General features: G+C 73.7%; 10 protein-coding genes. 8 read left to right on the top strand and 2 right to left on the bottom strand.

Translation table 11 applies throughout. The features are described 5' to 3' along the window. Positions 1-18 precede the first annotated feature (18 nt). From AC24HA_RS05425 to AC24HA_RS05455, 7 genes are all read left to right on the top strand, one after another. The gene (locus AC24HA_RS05425) at positions 19-1,314 is read left to right on the top strand and encodes a nucleotide sugar dehydrogenase (RefSeq protein ID WP_425709212.1); all 1,296 of its coding nucleotides are present in this window, start codon (positions 19-21) and stop codon (positions 1,312-1,314) included. Continuing rightward, on the top strand, positions 1,315-3,345 hold the full coding sequence (locus tag AC24HA_RS05430; protein WP_425709211.1) for a DUF6541 family protein: 2,031 nt from the start codon (positions 1,315-1,317) through the stop codon (positions 3,343-3,345). A gap of 99 nt (positions 3,346-3,444) precedes the next feature. Then, positions 3,445-5,538: a DUF6541 family protein gene (locus AC24HA_RS05435; protein WP_425709210.1), complete on the top strand. Its 2,094-nt coding sequence runs from the start codon at positions 3,445-3,447 to the stop codon at positions 5,536-5,538. Further along, positions 5,535-7,724 carry a DUF6541 family protein gene (locus AC24HA_RS05440; RefSeq protein ID WP_425709209.1) on the top strand — a complete coding sequence of 730 codons (2,190 nt, stop codon included), beginning with the start codon at positions 5,535-5,537 and terminating at the stop codon, positions 7,722-7,724. Before AC24HA_RS05435 ends, AC24HA_RS05440 begins: the two co-directional genes overlap by 4 nt. Positions 7,725-7,788: 64 nt before the next feature. Continuing rightward, entirely contained in the window at positions 7,789-8,778 is a 990-nt protein-coding gene (galE, locus tag AC24HA_RS05445) for a UDP-glucose 4-epimerase GalE (RefSeq protein ID WP_425709208.1), read from the top strand. Beyond that, positions 8,763-9,659, top strand: a complete 897-nt coding sequence (locus AC24HA_RS05450) for a glycosyltransferase (protein WP_425709207.1) — start codon at positions 8,763-8,765, stop codon at positions 9,657-9,659. Before galE ends, AC24HA_RS05450 begins: the two co-directional genes overlap by 16 nt. A gap of 542 nt (positions 9,660-10,201) precedes the next feature. After that, a complete protein-coding gene (locus tag AC24HA_RS05455) occupies positions 10,202-10,951 on the top strand; it encodes a hypothetical protein (RefSeq protein WP_425709206.1) in 750 nt (249 codons plus the stop codon). Between the two features lie 159 nt (positions 10,952-11,110). On the opposite strand, the gene rfbB is transcribed toward AC24HA_RS05455, so the two are convergent. Beyond that, on the bottom strand, positions 11,111-12,103 hold the full coding sequence (rfbB, locus tag AC24HA_RS05460) for a dTDP-glucose 4,6-dehydratase (protein ID WP_425709205.1): 993 nt from the start codon (positions 12,101-12,103) through the stop codon (positions 11,111-11,113). A 29-nt stretch (positions 12,104-12,132) separates the two neighbouring features. After that, a complete protein-coding gene (locus AC24HA_RS05465; RefSeq protein ID WP_425709204.1) occupies positions 12,133-13,455 on the bottom strand; it encodes a UDP-glucose dehydrogenase family protein in 1,323 nt (440 codons plus the stop codon). A gap of 70 nt (positions 13,456-13,525) precedes the next feature. Here AC24HA_RS05465 and AC24HA_RS05470 point away from each other — a divergent pair, with 70 nt between their 5' ends. After that, the gene (locus AC24HA_RS05470; RefSeq protein WP_425709203.1) at positions 13,526-15,694 is read left to right on the top strand and encodes an N-acetylmuramoyl-L-alanine amidase; all 2,169 of its coding nucleotides are present in this window, start codon (positions 13,526-13,528) and stop codon (positions 15,692-15,694) included. Positions 15,695-15,896 lie beyond the last annotated feature (202 nt).

The following is a 15,896-nucleotide window of genomic DNA, read 5'->3' on the forward strand; positions in this document are numbered from 1 at the left end:
CGACTCGAGAGGACCCTCATGCGCATCGCCGTCGTCGCCCTGGGAAAGATCGGGCTGCCGCTCGCCGTGCAGTTCGCCGACGCGGGGCACGAGGTGATCGGCGTCGACATCAGCTCCACCACCGTCGACGCGGTCAACGCCGCGCGCGAGCCCTTCCCGGGCGAGGCCCACCTCCAGGACAAGCTCACCGAGCTCGTCCCGGCCGGCCGCCTGAGGGCCACCACCGACTACGCCGAGGCGATCCCCGGCGCCGACGCGATCGTGCTCGTCGTCCCGCTGTTCGTCGACGACGCCACGTGGGAGCCCGACTTCGACTGGATGGACGCCGCGACGCGCTCGCTGGCCGAGCACCTCACCCCCGGCACGCTCATCTCCTACGAGACCACGCTCCCGGTCGGCACCACCCGCAACCGGTGGAAGCCGCTCATCGAGGAGATCTCCGGCCTCACCGAGGGCACCGACTTCCACCTCGTGTTCAGCCCCGAGCGCGTGCTCACCGGCCGCGTGTTCGAGGACCTGCGCCGCTACCCCAAGCTCGTCGGCGGCCTGAGCGAGGAGGGCACGCGCCGCGCCATCGAGTTCTACGAGGCCGTCCTCACCTTCGACGAGCGTCCCGACCTCGCGCGTCCCAACGGCGTGTGGGACATGGGCGGGGCGGAGGCCGCCGAGATGGCCAAGCTCGCGGAGACGACCTACCGCGACGTCAACATCGGCCTGGCCAACCAGTTCGCCCGCTACGCCGACACGGTCGGCATCGACGTCATGACGGTCATCGAGGCGTGCAACTCCCAGCCGTTCAGCCACATCCACCGCCCGGGCATCGCCGTCGGCGGCCACTGCATCCCCGTCTACCCCCGCCTGTACCTGTCGACCGACGCCGACGCCACCATCGTGCGCACCGCCCGCCAACTCAACGCCTCGATGCCCGCCTACGTCGTAGGTCGCCTGGAGTCCATGCTCGGCGACCTCACGGGCCGCCGCGTCGCCGTCCTCGGCGCGAGCTACCGCGGCGGCGTGAAGGAGACCGCGTTCTCCGGCGTCTTCGAGACCGTCACCGAGCTGCGCGCCCGCGGCGCCGAGGTGGGCGTCCACGACCCGATGTACACCGACGAGGAGCTGGCCGGCTTCGGCTGGACCCCCTTCCACCTGGGCGAGGCCGTCGACGCCGCCGTCGTCCAGGCGGACCACGCCGAGTACAAGGAGCTGACCCCGGCGGACCTGCCGGGCGTGCGGATCCTCGCCGACGGCCGCAACGTCACCGACCCCGCGCTGTGGGCCGGGACCCCTCGCGTGACGGTGGGCGGCGGGCAGTAGTTGGACCCCAGCGGAGCCACGCTGGGAGGGATCGCCGGGACCTCGGCGCTCGCGCTCCTCGCTCTGCTCGGCCCCGGCCTCGCGATCGGCCACGCGTGGCTGGGGCTGCGCCGACTCACGCTCCTCGCCGCGGCGCTGCCGCTGACGGCGGGGGTCGTCGGCGTGCTCACGCTGCTCGTGCCCCCGCTCGGTCTGCCGTGGACGGCGACGACCGCGGTCGTCCTGCTCGCCGTCACGATCGCCGCCGTCGCCTCGGGCGTGCGACGACGACGCCGCAGGACCTCGGCAGTGCCGCGCGGGGCGGCCGACCCCGATCCGGACCTCGGCCGAGGGGACCGCCTCGTCACCGGCCTCGCGCTCGTCGGCGCACTCGTCGTCCTGCTGGCGGTGGTGTCCTCCGGGCTCGGCGGACTCGGCATCGGGCAGCCGATCGAGCACCGCGACGCGATCTTCCACTACTCCGCGACCGCCCTGGTCGCCTCCGGGGACGGCAGCCCGTTCCCGCTGGGCGGCCTGGACGCGCTCTTCCCCGGCGAGAGCGGCGTCTACTACCCCTCGCTGTGGCACGGCCTCGTGGCGCTGCCGGCTCTCGCGTCCGACCCCGTGGTCGCGTCCCACGTCGTCGTGCTCGTCGTCGCCTGGTCGTTCCTCCTGGGTGTCGCCGCCCTCGCCAGGGCCGCCGCTCCGCGCGTGCCCTACGCCGCCGGCCTCGCCGTCGTCGTCGCATCCGCGTCCGTCGCCTTCCCCTACTACTCCATGCACTTCCACGGCCAGTGGCCATGGGCACTGTCGTTGGTCCTCACGCTGCCGGCCCTCGTCCTGGGCCTGCGCTGCGCGGACCGCCCACGCGACGCGCGCGCCTGGGTGGCGTTCGGCGTGGCCGGGCTCGGCGCCACGCTCGCCCACGGCTCGGCGCCGGCCGTCGTCGTCGTGGGCGCCACCGCGTGGGGCATGGCGCTGCTCGCCCGCGGGATCGGTCGCGGACCCGCCCCGCACCGGGTCGGCTCCGGCCTCGCCGTGGTCGCGCTCCCGCTGCTCGTCGCCGCGCTCGCCTGGATCGCGGTGACCACCGTGCCGCTCCTGTCCTCGATGGGCGACTTCGAGCGGATCTCGCTCGACCAGCGCGGCGAGGTGACCCAGACCCTGCAGTACGCGGTCCCGGTGCCGCCGCTGACCGGGGTCCAGGACCCGGCCTGGGTGCTCACGGCGCTGGCCGCCCTCGGCCTGCTCGTCCTCGTGCAGCACGTGCGGGGCCGGTGGATCGTCGCGACGGCGGTGCTCCTGCTCGTCCTGCGGGTCCTCGCCGCCGGCCCCGACGGGCCGCTGCGCGACCTCACGGCGCTCTGGTACAAGGACTACGACCGGCTCGAGGCCCTCCTCGTCGCTCCGATGGCGGTGCTCGCCGGCGCCGGCGGGGCCGGCCTCGTCGCGATCGTCCGGCGGCTCGTCGCCAGGGGGTCGGACGGCCCCGGTGCGGGTGGGCACGGGTCGGCATGGCCGCAGAGCGAGGTGACCGCCCCGGCCGTCGCGGCCCTGTCCCTGACCGCGGTCACCGCCGCCGTCGTGCTCGGGACGGGGGGCCTGCACGCGCCGGTGTCCGCCGAGACCGTGCGTCAGGGGCCACGCCAGGCGGTCCCGGACCGGCCGTACTCGATGGGCGTGGGGGAGGCCGCGTGGCTCCGGTCGCTCGCCGGCGAGCTGCCCGAGGGGGCCCGGGTGCTCGGCGCACCCGCGAGCGGCGCCGTCCTCGCCCCCGCGCTCGCCGGCTGGGACGTCGTGCCCCGGCCGCTGTACCCGGTGGCCGGGGACCCGGCCGACGAGCTCCTGTACGACCTCGAGCGGCTGGGGGAGGACCCGGGCGTCTGCGAACGGGTCGCCGAGCTCGGCGTCACCCACGTCTACCTCGACACCCCGGGCCACATGCTCCTGGGCTGGAGCTACCCGGACCCGCTCAGCCTGCCCGACGGAACGCTGCGCACGGTCGCCGCCCACGAGGACGCCCGGCTCATGGAGATCGCCGCCTGCGAGTGATCCCCGGACGGCGGGCGGTGTGATCAAGGCGACCGGACCCCGGCCCGTCCGCGTGGGCGCCGCGCCCCACAATGGCGAGGCCGACCGGATAGGAGAGCGATGACCTGGGCACAGTTCGCGGCGCCGACGACCCTCATGCTGGTGACGTCGATCCTGCCCGGCGCCCTCATGCTCCTCGCCGTCGGCGTCCGGGGCCTACTCGCCGTCGGGGGCGGCGCCGTCCTCACGATCTCCGCGGCCGCCGGTCTGGGCATCATCTTCGACCTCGTCGGCGTCCCGTACACGACGGGCACCCAGGCGATCGGGCTGCTCCTCTGCGTCGGAGCCGCCGCAGCCATCGGGCACGGCCTCGGTACCGCACCGTGGGTCCGGGGCCCGCGGGCCCGGCCGATCGTCCAGCCCGCCGCGCTGGGGCGCACCGCGACCGCGGTCCTTGCCGCCATGGTCGTCGTCGGCACGATCGTCCACTGCGTGAGCCTTGCCCGCGGCATGGTCGCACCCGGCCAGCCCGTCCAGACCTGGGACGGCGTCTTCCACCTCGGCGCGATCCGTACGATCGCCGACACCGGCAACGCCTCGGTCCTCGGCGGGCTCGCCCCCATGTACGACGAGCTGACGAGCCCCTTCTACCCGGCCGTCTGGCACGGGTTCGTCGCCGTCTCGCCCGGGTTCGACCTCCCGTCGACGGCGGCCAACGCCTCCTCGTTCGTCATGGGCCCGATCTGGCTGCTGTCGAGCGCCGCCCTCGCCCGCGCCGTGTGGCCGCACCGACCGGCGGCGGCCGTCGCCGCCCCGCTGGTGGCGGCCTCCTTCGTCACGACGCCCGTCGTGCTGCTCGGGGTCGTCTCGCTGTGGCCGTACGCGGCGGCCCACGTCGGCATGCCCGGCCTGCTCGCGCTCGTCGCCCTCGCGGTGCGGCAGCTGCCGCACGCCGGCCCGACGGCGGCGCTCGCCGTGCCCGCCCTCGTCGGCTTCCTCGGGGTCGGCCTCACGCACGGGTCCGCGGCGTTCACGATGATCCTGCTCGCCGGGCCGCTCGTGGCGGTGGGCATCTACCGGGCGTCGAGGCACGCGTGGCTCGCCGGCCACCGCAGACCCGTGTACATCACGCTCGGTGTCCTCGCCGCCGGGCTGGTCGCCGTCGTGGTCGCCCTGACCGTATTCCCGGTTCTCGACATGGTGCTCGGCTTCGAGCGCGGCGGACAGGACTCCTACTGGCCCGTCGCCGGCCAGCTGCTCATCGACAACCCGATGGTCTACAGCTACGACTGGACACAGTCCGTCGGGCAGGTCGCCGTCACCGCCCTGACCGTGGTCGGCGTCGTCGCCGCGTTCGGCCTGCGATCGGGCCGCTGGGTCGCCGTGGGCTGGGCGTGCGCCGTCGTGCTCACCCTGCTGACCGCCGGCCCGGAGGACAACCCGCTGCGCGCGATCGGCGGGTTCTGGTACACGCAGCCGAGCCGGGTGGTCGTTCTCGTCGGCCTCATGGCCGTGCCGCTCGCGGCGCTCGGCGCCTCCGTCGTCGCGCGCTCCCTGGCTGCGCTGTGGGCCTCGGTGACCGGCAGGGACGAGGCGGTGGAGGACCTCCGGGACGACGACGCGCCGGAGCCGGCCACCGCGCGGACCACGGAGCCGCGGCCCGTGCTCGTCGCGCTCGTGGCCGTCCTCGGCCTCGTCGTGCTCGTCACCGGCGGCCTGCGAGCCGACCTGAGGACGCAGAACATCGTCAACGCCTACGTCCCCGACCGCATCGCCTGGGGCACCATGCTCAGCCAGGAGGAGATCGACCTCGTCACCCGCGCGGGCGACGTGCTGCCCGACGACGCCGTCGTCATCGGCGACCCCTTCTCCGGCGCCGGCTACCTCTACTCGCTCGGCGGCGTCAACGTGCTCTACCGTCAGCTCGGCCAGTGGGACAGCGAGGAGCTGACCACCCTGGGGACGAGCTTCGACGACATCTACACCGATCCCGAGATCTGCGAGATCGTCCGCGACCTCGGCGTCACCCACGTCTACACCGACACGGACCCGCGCGGCCCCCAGGAGGACCAGCAGAAGTACTCCTACCGGACCGAGGGGTTGGCCTACGTGCAGCCCGCCGAGGGCTTCGAGCTCGTCGACAGCGCCGGGACCACGTCGATCTGGCGCCTCACCTACTGCGACGACCCGGCGGGTACCGGCGGCGGCGGATGAGCTGGGCGCAGACGCTGCCCGGGCTGATCGCCATGACGGTGCTCATGGTGGCCCCCGGGTGGCTGCTGCTGCGACTCCTCGGCCTGCGCGGGATCGTCGCTCTCGGCCCCGCCGCCACCCTGACGATCGCCCTGTCGGCCGGGTGGGCGGTCCTGCTCGGAGCCGCCGGCGTGCCCTGGAACCTTGGCACCCTCGCGCTGGGGCTGCTCCTCGCCGTCGCCGCGTGCGCGGGCCTGGGGCACCTGTTCGGCACGGCGCCGTGGCGCGGTGCGGGCGACGCCGAGGAGACCGAGCGGGCGGGGCCCGCACCCGAGGCCCGCGGGCTGCGCACGCCTCCCGTGGCCCGGCGAGCCCGTCCCGGGCGGGGCGGCGCGACCGTCGCGGCGCCGGCGCGTGGTGTGCTCCTGCAGCCGGCGCCCCTGGCACGCCCGCACCTGCTGCTCCTTGCCGGCGTGGCGGCCGTCGCCACCGGCCTGTACGTCCTGGCGATGGCCCGCGGCATCGGCGTGCCCGAACGGCCGAGCCAGGTGTGGGACGGGGTGTTCCACCTCAGCGCGATCCAGGCGGTCCGCGAGCACGGCGACGCGTCCTCCTTCGGTGGGCTGGCCTCGCTCTACGACTACGGGTACGCACCGTTCTACCCGGCCGGCTGGCACGGGATCGTCGCCGTCGTGCCGTTCCTCGGACCGGTCCCGGCCGCGGTCAACGCCTCGATCCTCGTCGTCGGCGTGCTGTGGACGCTGTCGATCACCGGCCTCGTGCGGGCGACCTGGCCGCGCCTGCCCGTCGCGGCCGCCGTCGTGCCCGCGCTCGCGCACTCCTTCCTCGCGCTGCCCGTCGGGCTCATCACGCAGATGGGCCAGTTCCCCTACACGTACGCCCACGTCCTGCTGCCCGGCCTCCTCACCCTCGTCGTCCTCGCTGTGCGTAACTTGCCCGACCTGCGTGCGACCGCCGCACCCGCCCTCCCGGCGGCGGTGGCGGCGTTCGGCCTCGCGCTGGTCCACGGGTCCGTCTGGTTCTCCACGCTCCTGCTCGTCGCCCCGCTGCTCGTCGCCACGGCTGCAGGGGCGTTCCGGCGCCTGCGGCACACCGGCGCGCGCCTCCCGCTCGCCGTCGCCGCGTGGTGCGCCCTGGGGCTCGCCGTCCTCGCCTCGGTCCCGCTGCTCGCCGGCGAGGTCGTCGACTCGGTGCAGGCCTTCGAGCGCGAGGGCGACGACGGCTACCGGTGGATCCTCACCTCCCTGCTCGTCGACCGACCCCTGCGGTCCTTCGGCGGGTACGACCTCGGCGGGGTCGCGACCGTGGTCCAGGTCGTCGTCGCCGGCCTCGCGATCGGCGGCGCCGCCCTCGTGTGGTGGCTGCACCGCGGACGGTGGATCGCCGTCGGGCTCGTCACGAGCGTCGCGCTGACCGCGATCTCCTGGGGGCCCGCGGACCATACGCTGCACTGGGCGACGGGGGTCTGGTACTCGGAGACCATGCGGCTCGACGCGCTCGTGATCGTCTGCGCCGCGCCGCTGGCCGCGGCGGCGCTCGCCGTGCTCGTGCGTGACGGCGTCGAGGTGGTGCGCGGGATCCGCCCGCGGGAGTCGGCGCTCGCCGGGCAGGGAGCGTCGGTCCGGCAGGGTGCGCCGCTCCGGCAGGGTGCGCCGCTCCGCGAGGCGGTCGTGGCGGGCGTGGCCGTCCTCGCGATGGTGCTCGCCTCCGACGGCCTGCGCAACACCCTGCGTACGTACCACGCGGTCGAGAGCTTCGTGCCCGATCACCTCCCGTTCCGGATGCTCGCGAACGACGCCGAGCTTGAGCTCTTCCGGCGCGCGGGGGAGGAGCTGCCGGACGACGCCGTCGTCCTCGGGGCCCGGTTCCGGGGGACGCCCTATGTGTACTCGCTGGGCGGTGTGGACGTCGTCTACCCGCACCTGGCCGGCCCCCGCTCCGCGGACGGCCGGCTGCTGCAGGCGGGCATCGACGAGATCGGCACCGACCCGGCGGTGTGCGCGGCCGTCGAGCGCCTCGGCGTCACCCACTTCTACACGAACACGCGGGACACCGGCCCCGAGCCCTGGCACCAGATGGCGCCGCTGGGCGACGCCACGCTGTTCACCTTCCGCCCCGGCGAGGGGTTCGAGCTGCTCGACACCGGTGGGCTGGGCGAGCTGTGGGAGATCACGGCCTGCGACTGAACCGGGCCCTGCCACACGCATGCGCCTGCTCCGCGCGGGGCGTCGGCGCGGATAGCCTGACGCCATGGCTGTCCTCATCACCGGCGGTGCCGGCTACATCGGCGGGCACGTGGTTGCCCAGCTCCGGGAGCGCGGTGAGGAGGTCCTCGTCGTCGACGACCTGAGCACCGGCGTCGCCGAGCGGATCGACGGCGTCACCCTCGTCACGCTCGACCTCGCCGCCGACGGGTCCGAGGAGCTCCTCGCCAAGGTCATGGCGGAGCGGACGATCGACGCCGTCGTGCACTTCGCCGGCCGCAAGCAGGTGGGGGAGTCCGTCGAGCGGCCGACCTGGTACTGGACGCAGAACGTCGGCGGACTGCTGACCGTCGTGCGCGCGATGGAGTCCAGCGGCTGCCGACGGATCGTCTTCTCGTCGTCGGCGTCGGTGTACGGCATCTCCGAGGACGACCTGCTCACCGAGACCGCCCCCACCCAGGCGCTGAGCCCGTACGGCCGCACCAAGCTCGTCGGGGAGCAGATCCTCGACGACGCCGCCGCCGCGGGCACGCTCGACCCGATGTCGCTGCGCTACTTCAACGCCGCCGGCGCCGCCGGGCCGCTGCTCGGCGACACCGCGGTCCAGAACCTCATCCCCATGGTCCTCGAGCGGCTCGACGCGGGCGAGCCGCCGCGGATCTTTGGGGACGACTACCCCACGCCGGACGGCACGTGCGTGCGGGACTACGTGCACGTCGTCGACCTGGCCCGCGCCCACCTCCTCGCGCTCGACCACCTCGTCGGGGCCGACGAGCGGCGCGCGGCGGGGGAGCCCGCCTCGCCGACGGTGGTCAACGTGGGCACGGGGGTGGGCAGCTCCGTGCGCGAGGTGCTCGCCGCGGTGCGCGCCGTCACGGGTGACGAGACGCAGCCCGTGGTCGTCCCGCGACGCCCGGGCGACCCGCCGCGGTCCGTGGCCGACGTGACGCTGGCCCGCGAGCTCCTCGGCTTCACCGCCGAGCTCGGCCTGGTCGACATGGTCGACTCGGCCTGGAAGGCGTGGCGGAGCCGGTGAACGCCGGCCGGCCCGGCGGCCGGGAGGCCGCGGCCGACGTCCACGTCGTGACGATCGCCTACAACCCGGATCGGCGCGAGCTCGCGACCTTTGCCGCCACGCTCGCGGACGCCACCGCCGCGCGCGTGCGCCTGACGATCGTCGACAACGGGCGGGCCCACGAGGCCGTCGACGAGGTCGCGGCGGCCCACGGCGCCGAGGTCGTTCGTCCGGGCGCCAACCTCGGGTACGGGACGGCGGCCAACCTCGGCGCGCGCGGGGGCGTCGAGCCGTGGCTGGTCGTCGTCAACACCGACGTCGAGTGGCGCGCGGGCTCGCTCGACACGCTGCTGGAGGCGGGGGAGCGCCACGCCCGCGCGGGAGCGCTCGGGCCGACGATCCTCAACCTCGACGGGACGGTCTACGCGTCGGCGCGCGCGCTGCCGAGCCTCGTGGTGGGTGGCGGTCACGCCGTGCTCGCGCCGATCTGGCCGGGCAACCCGTTCACCGCGCGGTACCAGCAGCGCTCGGGGATGGGGGCGCGCGAGGAACGCGCCGTCGGCTGGCTCTCCGGCGCGTGCCTGCTGCTGCGGCGCTCCGCGTTCGACGCAGTCGGCGGCTTCGACGAGGGCTACTTCATGTTCTTCGAGGACACCGACCTCGGGGACCGGCTCGCACGGGCCGGCTGGGACAACGTCTACGTCCCGTCCGCGCAGGTCGTCCACGACCAGGGCGCGAGCTGGCGCGAGCGACCGGCCCCGATGGTGCGCGCGCACCACCGCAGCGCGGAGCGCTACCTGCGCGCCCGGTACGACGCCTGGTGGCAGCTGCCGGTCCGGTCCGCCCTCGCGGGCGGCCTGCGGGCCCGCGCCCGCCTCCTCACCCGCCACTCCGGCGAGTGAGGGGATTCTTCGTGACGAATGAGGGGAGTTCTCCTCACGAATGAGGGGGGTTCTTCGGTCATTGATCGGTCGCTGGGCTCGGCGCACCCGTTGACCGGCCTCACGTCGCGCCAGCTCCTCAGGCCCGCCCGACGCATGTCCGTCCACAGCCACGAGGCACGGGCGGGCAGCAGGTGGCCCGTGCGCGCAAGTGTCTCGCCGTGCCCTTCTTCGACGACAGACGCGGTCTCCATCTCCCGACCCTGCTCTCCGAGCATCGGCACCGGATCGGCTCCACCCTGGCTCCGCCGGAGCCAGGCCATGAGCGCCTCCTGGTCCGACGCGCGACGGCGGTCGACCTCCCGGAGGACCAACCGACGTACGAACGCCGCGCCTCGATCATCGCCGCACGAGCAGTCGCCGTCAGCCGGCGCACCACGACGAGGCACGCCCTGAGTCACACGTCGGCCGCCCTTCTCCACGGTCTACGCATCCGCTCGTTCCCGGTCCTCCCGGAGCTCACCGCGCCGAGTCACACGAGCACCCGGGACACTCCGGACCATGTGCGGCACACCCTTCCGCTGCCCGACGAGGACATCGTCGAGATCGACGGCGTACCTGTCACCTCGATGGACCGCACGATCATCGACCTGTCCCGGTTCACCGTCCCGCTCGATGCGCTCGTCAGCGCCGACCACGCCCTCGCCCTCGGCAGCGCCGTCGACCGCTTCGACCGGGCCGGGACCGAGAGTCGCGCCCGAGCGATCCGCACCCGGTGGCGTCGCCGCCTCGAGAACCTCCCGGTGCGCGCCCGCGGCGCCCGGTCCGCACGGAGCGTGATCGACTGGTCCGTCGCGTGGTCCGAGTCCGCGCGCGAGACGTGGTTGCGATGGGTGGTCCTCACCTGGGGGCGTCGGGACGTCGTCGCCCAGTGCCCCGTCGTCGTGCCCGGCACCACCTACTTCACCGACCTGGCCCTCCGAGACGGGCTCCTGCCGGACGGATCTCCGCGATGGTCCCACCAGGAGTACGACGGCGAGGGCAAGTTCGGCATGACCGGGCTCGAGCGACGGACCGTGCTCCACGAGCAGGAGCGCCGTGAGCGCGCCATCACCGCGCTCGGTCACGATGTCGTCCGGTTCGATCGCGACGACGGCATCTCGGCGACCGACGCAGTTCGACGCATCAGAGCGACGCTCCGGCACTCGCTCGAGCATCCGCTCGAACCCGTCGCCGATCTACTACCGCGCCGGTCCCAGCTTGCTCGTACGCGGTGGACGGCTCCCGAACCGATCGTCCTCCGCCAGGACTGACCAACGCGCGTCGTCGAGCTCGAACCACACGGGACCGAGCGGTCTCCCACGCGTGGTGCGCCGCGGAGCCGGCCGAAGCAACGGTCCGGCTGCGTCGACCGTGAGGAAGACTCCCCTCATTCGTGAGGAAGTATCCCCTCACTCGTCGGGAGGTCGCGGTCAGTGGCCCTGCGCCGCGTACCTCGCCTCGACCGCCGCCTTCTGCGGCCGCCACCAGTCCTCGTTGTCCCGGTACCAGTCGATCGTGGCGCGCAGCCCCTCCTCGAAGCTCGTGAACCGCGGCTCCCAGCCGAGCTCGGTGCGCAGCCGGGTGGAGTCGATGGCGTAGCGCAGGTCGTGCCCGGGCCGGTCGGTGACGTGGTCGTAGTCGCCGGAGTCGCGGCCCATCTGCGTGAGGATGAGCTCGACGACCTCCTTGTTCGACCGTTCGCCGTCGGCCCCGATGAGGTAGGTCTCCCCGGGGGTGCCCTTCTCGATGATCGTCCACACGGCCGCGTTGTGGTCGTCGACGTGGATCCAGTCGCGCACGTTGGCCCCCGCGCCGTACAGGCGTGGGCGCACGTCGTCGATGAGGTTGGTGATCTGGCGGGGGATGAACTTCTCGACGTGCTGGTAGGGCCCGTAGTTGTTCGAGCAGTTCGAGATCGTCGCGGTGATGCCGAAGGAGCGTACCCAGGCGCGCACGAGCAGGTCCGAGCCCGCCTTCGTCGCCGAGTACGGGGAGGACGGGTTGTACGGGGTGCTCTCGACGAAGCGCTCAGGGTCGTCCAGCTCGAGGTCGCCGTACACCTCGTCGGTCGAGATGTGGTGCAGGCGCACACCGTGGCGACGCACGGCCTCGAGCAGCTGGAACGTGCCCACGAGGTTGGTGGTGACGAACGGGCTCGGGTCGCCGAGCGAGTTGTCGTTGTGCGATTCGGCGGCGAAGTGCACCACCAGGTCGGCCTCCGCCACGAGCGGGTCGACCGTGTCCCGGTCGGCGATGTCGCCCGTGACCAGACGGGTCCGCTCGACCCCGGCGAGGGAGGCGGTGTGGCCCGCGTAGGTGAGCTTGTCGAGGACGGTGATCTCGGCGTCGGGCCGCTCGGCGACGGTGCTGCGCACGAAGTTCGCGCCGATGAAGCCGGCTCCGCCGGTGACGAGGATCTGCATGGTCTCTCCTGATCTTCGGTGGCGGGCGGTCAGGGACGACCGATGCCGTAGTACGTCCAGCCGGCGGCGCGCCAGCGGGCCGGGTCCAGGGCGTTACGGCCGTCGACGATGATCCGCGCGGGGGCGACCTCGGCGAGCTCGTCGGGATCGAGCTCCTTGAACTGCTTCCACTCGGTGAGCAGCATGACGACGTCGGCACCGTCGGCGGCCTCGCGGGCGGAGTCCACGACCTCCAGCCGCGTGCCGCGCTTGCGCAGCACCGGTCCCGCGGCGGGGTCCGTGACCTTGACGTGGGCGCCCTCGTCGTGGACCCGGCGGGCGATGTCCAGGGCGGGGGAGTTGCGCATGTCGTCGCTGTCGGGCTTGAACGCCGCGCCGAGCACGGCGACCGTCTTGTGCCGCAGCCTGCCGCCGACCGCGCGGCGCGCCAGGTCCACCGCGTGCAGCCGCGTGCGATCGTTGATGAGGTCGACCTCGCGCAGGAACGTCAGCGCCTGGTCGGCCCCGAGCTCGCCCGCGCGGGCCATGAACGCCCGGATGTCCTTGGGCAGGCAGCCCCCACCGAACCCGATCCCGGCGCGCAGGAACTTCTTCCCGATCCGGTCGTCGTGCCCGATGGCCTCGGCGAGCGTGGAGACGTCCGCCCCGGTCGCCGTGCACAGCTCGGCCATCGCGTTGATGAACGAGATCTTCGTGGCGAGGAAGGAGTTGGCGGCCACCTTGACGAGCTCGGCGGTGGCGTAGTCGGTGACGACCAGCGGGATGTCGCGGGCGAGAAGCTCGGCGTAGACCTCGTCGAGGACGGCCTTGGCCTCGGCGGCGTCGGACTCGTCCTTCGACAGGCCGTAGACGATCCGGTCCGGATCGATCGTGTCCTGCACCGCGAAGCCCTCGCGCAGGAACTCCGGGTTCCACACGAGCAGGCCACCCGCGGGCTCGACCTGGGCGGCGAGCCGCTCGGCGGTGCCCACCGGCACGGTCGACTTCCCGACGACCAGGGGACGACGCCCGTCGACCGGCCCGAGGTGCGGCAGCAGCGAGGCGACGGCGGCGTCGACGTAGGTGAGGTCCGCGGCGTAGCCACCCTCGACCTGGGGCGTGCCCACGCCGATGAAGTGGACCAGGGCGCCCGCGACCTCGGCCGGGTCGGTCGTGAAGGTCAGCCGACCCGAGTCCACCTGCTCCTTGAGCAGCTCGTCGAAGCCCGGCTCGTGGAACGGAGCCTGGCCCGAGGAGAGCAGCGCGACCTTCGCCTCGTCGACGTCGAGGCCGACCACCTCGTGCCCCAGGCTCGCCATGCAGGCTGCGTGCACGGCGCCGAGATAACCCGTTCCGACTACAGACATTCTCATGTCTGCACGGTACCGTCGCGCGCGGCAACCGCCATATTCCACCCCGTCCTTCCCCCGAGGTGTCGTACCGATGTCTGCTGCGCAGCGCCCAGCCGTCCACTTCCTCCGACGACCACGACGGGCGGTGCTCGCGTCCGCCCTGGTCACCGCCCTGAGCGTGCCGGCGATCCTGAGCCCCGCCGTCGCCGAGCCCGACGACTCCACCACGGACGCGCCCGCCGCGCCCGCCACCACTGCCCCGGGCGCCGAGACGCCGCAGGGCGAGACGCCGCAGGGCGAGACGCCGGAGGGCTCCCCGGCCGCCGGCTCCGACCCGACGCCGCTGCAGGTGCTCACCCTGACCGACGACTCCGGTGCACCCACGGCCTCCGCCGAGGCGGGCGTGGCGGACCCCGGCCGCGTGTCCGCGAGCGCGCTGCCCGGCGGCGCCGCCCCCAACGCCGTCGACGCCGAGGTGGTCGGCGCGCAGGAGGCCGGGGAGCTCAGCGTCCTCACCGAGGAGCTCGACACCGAGGGCTTCAACCTGGCCGGCGTCACGTGGGCAGCGGGCGAGATGATCGCCCAGGACGCCTCGATCTACGTCCGTACGCGGGCGGGCGGCGAGTGGTCCTCGTGGTCCGACCTCGAGCCGGAGTCGCCGGGTGACGACACGCTGCCCGGCGGCACGGAGCCGTTCCTCACGACCGAGTCCGACGGCGTCCAGGTGCAGGTCGACCCGGGCTCGGGCGAGCTGCCCGCCGACCTGCGGCTCACGCTCGTCCCGACCGACGTGGACGGCGCCGTCGAGCTCGCCCCGGGGGGCCCGGGCACGCCGACCGTCGCCGTCGAGGAGCAGTCCGTCTCGGGCGCGCCCGCCTCCGCGCAGAGCCTGCCGGGCACCCCGGACGCGCAGGGTTCGCCGGACGCGCAGAGTGCCCCGGACGCGCAGAGCGCCCCGGACGCGCTCGCCCAGCCGGACGTCATCGCGTCCCGGCCCGCGATCATCTCCCGCGCCGGATGGGGCGCCGACCCGGCCCACTTCTTCTGGCCGCCCGTGTACGCCGAGCTGCGTGCGGCGGTCGTCCACCACACGGCAGGGACGAACACGTACACGTACGCCGAGGCGCCGGGCGTGGTGCGGAGCATCTACTACTACCACGCGCAGACCCGCGGCTGGGGGGACATCGGCTACAACTTCCTCGTCGACCGCTGGGGCCGGACCTACGAGGGGCGGACCGGCTCGCTCGCGGCAGCGCCCGACCGGATGACCATCGGCGCGCACGCGGCTCCGGCCAACCAGAACACGGTCGGCGTCTCGATCATGGGCGACTTCAGCTACGGCCCCGCGCCGCAGGCGGCCATGGACGCCGTCCGCGACGTCATCGCATGGCGCTTCTCGCTCGCCGGGGTCGACGTCGACGCCCCGACCGGCATCACCTCGCGCGGCACGGCCTATGCCTACGCCGGCCAGCCGATGCCGGCGATCATGGGCCACCGCGACGTCGCCTACCAGACCCGCACCATCTGCCCGGGCCCCTACGTGGCGGCGGCCCTGCCAGGCATGATCGCGGAGATCCGCGACATGGTGGGCAACCGGTTCTTCCTGTCGAACTCGTGGTCCACGACCGCGGACGTCGAGTTCGAGTTCGGCGAGCGCGGGCTCGAGGTGCTCGTCGGCGACTGGACCGGCAACGGCCGGGACACGGTCGGTGTCCGGCACGGAAGCACTATCGAGCTGACCAACGGCCACGACCCGGTCCCGGACATCGTCCTCGACTACGGCCGACCGGGCGACGAGCTCCTCGTGGGCGACTGGGACCGCGACGGCGTCGACACCCTCGGCGTGCGCCGCGGCAACGTGCTCTACCTGCGAAACGACCTCCGGTCCGGGGCCGCGCACGTCGAGTTCGCCTACGGCCGGGTCGGGGACGAGCTCCTCGTGGGCGACTGGACCGGCAACGGCCGCGACACGTTCGCCGTGCGCCGGGGCAACCGGTACTTCCTCACCAACGGGTTGGCTGCCGGCCCCGCCTCGACGGTCCTGGACTACGGCCGGGCCGGCGACCAGGTCGTCGTCGGCGACTGGGACGGCAACGGGACGGACACGTTCACGGTGCGCCGCGGCGCGCAGTACTTCATGCGCAACGCCCTGACCTCCGGCACGGCGGACCGCACCGTGACGTTCGGACGGGCCACCGACCGGGTCGTCGTCGGCGACTGGGACCGCAACGGCACCGACACCCTCGGGGTGGTGCGCTGACGCGCAGCCCCTCCCGCGACGACGGCGGCCCGGCAGCTCCTGCCGGGCCGCCGTCGTCGTTCGCGGTGGGTCCGCGCCTCCCACACGAGTCCCATTTGCCTCATGAGCCCCGGTGGTGTAGTGGAGGTCCATTACCGCGGATCGGAGTGTCCGCCGCGTGACACGCCGATACTTTTTCGTGATCCTCCTCACGAACACCACC

The sequence above is a fragment of the Georgenia sp. Z1491 genome, from assembly GCF_057652395.1.

Coding starts and splice junctions, on each gene's coding strand:
- AC24HA_RS05425 (WP_425709212.1), top strand. CDS start 19: ATGCGCATCGCCGTCGTCGCCCTGGGAAAGATCGGGCTGCCGCTCGCC.
- AC24HA_RS05435 (WP_425709210.1), top strand. CDS start 3,445: ATGACCTGGGCACAGTTCGCGGCGCCGACGACCCTCATGCTGGTGACG.
- AC24HA_RS05440 (WP_425709209.1), top strand. CDS start 5,535: ATGAGCTGGGCGCAGACGCTGCCCGGGCTGATCGCCATGACGGTGCTC.
- galE (WP_425709208.1), top strand. CDS start 7,789: ATGGCTGTCCTCATCACCGGCGGTGCCGGCTACATCGGCGGGCACGTG.
- rfbB (WP_425709205.1), bottom strand. CDS start 12,103: ATGCAGATCCTCGTCACCGGCGGAGCCGGCTTCATCGGCGCGAACTTC.
- AC24HA_RS05465 (WP_425709204.1), bottom strand. CDS start 13,455: ATGAGAATGTCTGTAGTCGGAACGGGTTATCTCGGCGCCGTGCACGCA.
- AC24HA_RS05470 (WP_425709203.1), top strand. CDS start 13,526: ATGTCTGCTGCGCAGCGCCCAGCCGTCCACTTCCTCCGACGACCACGA.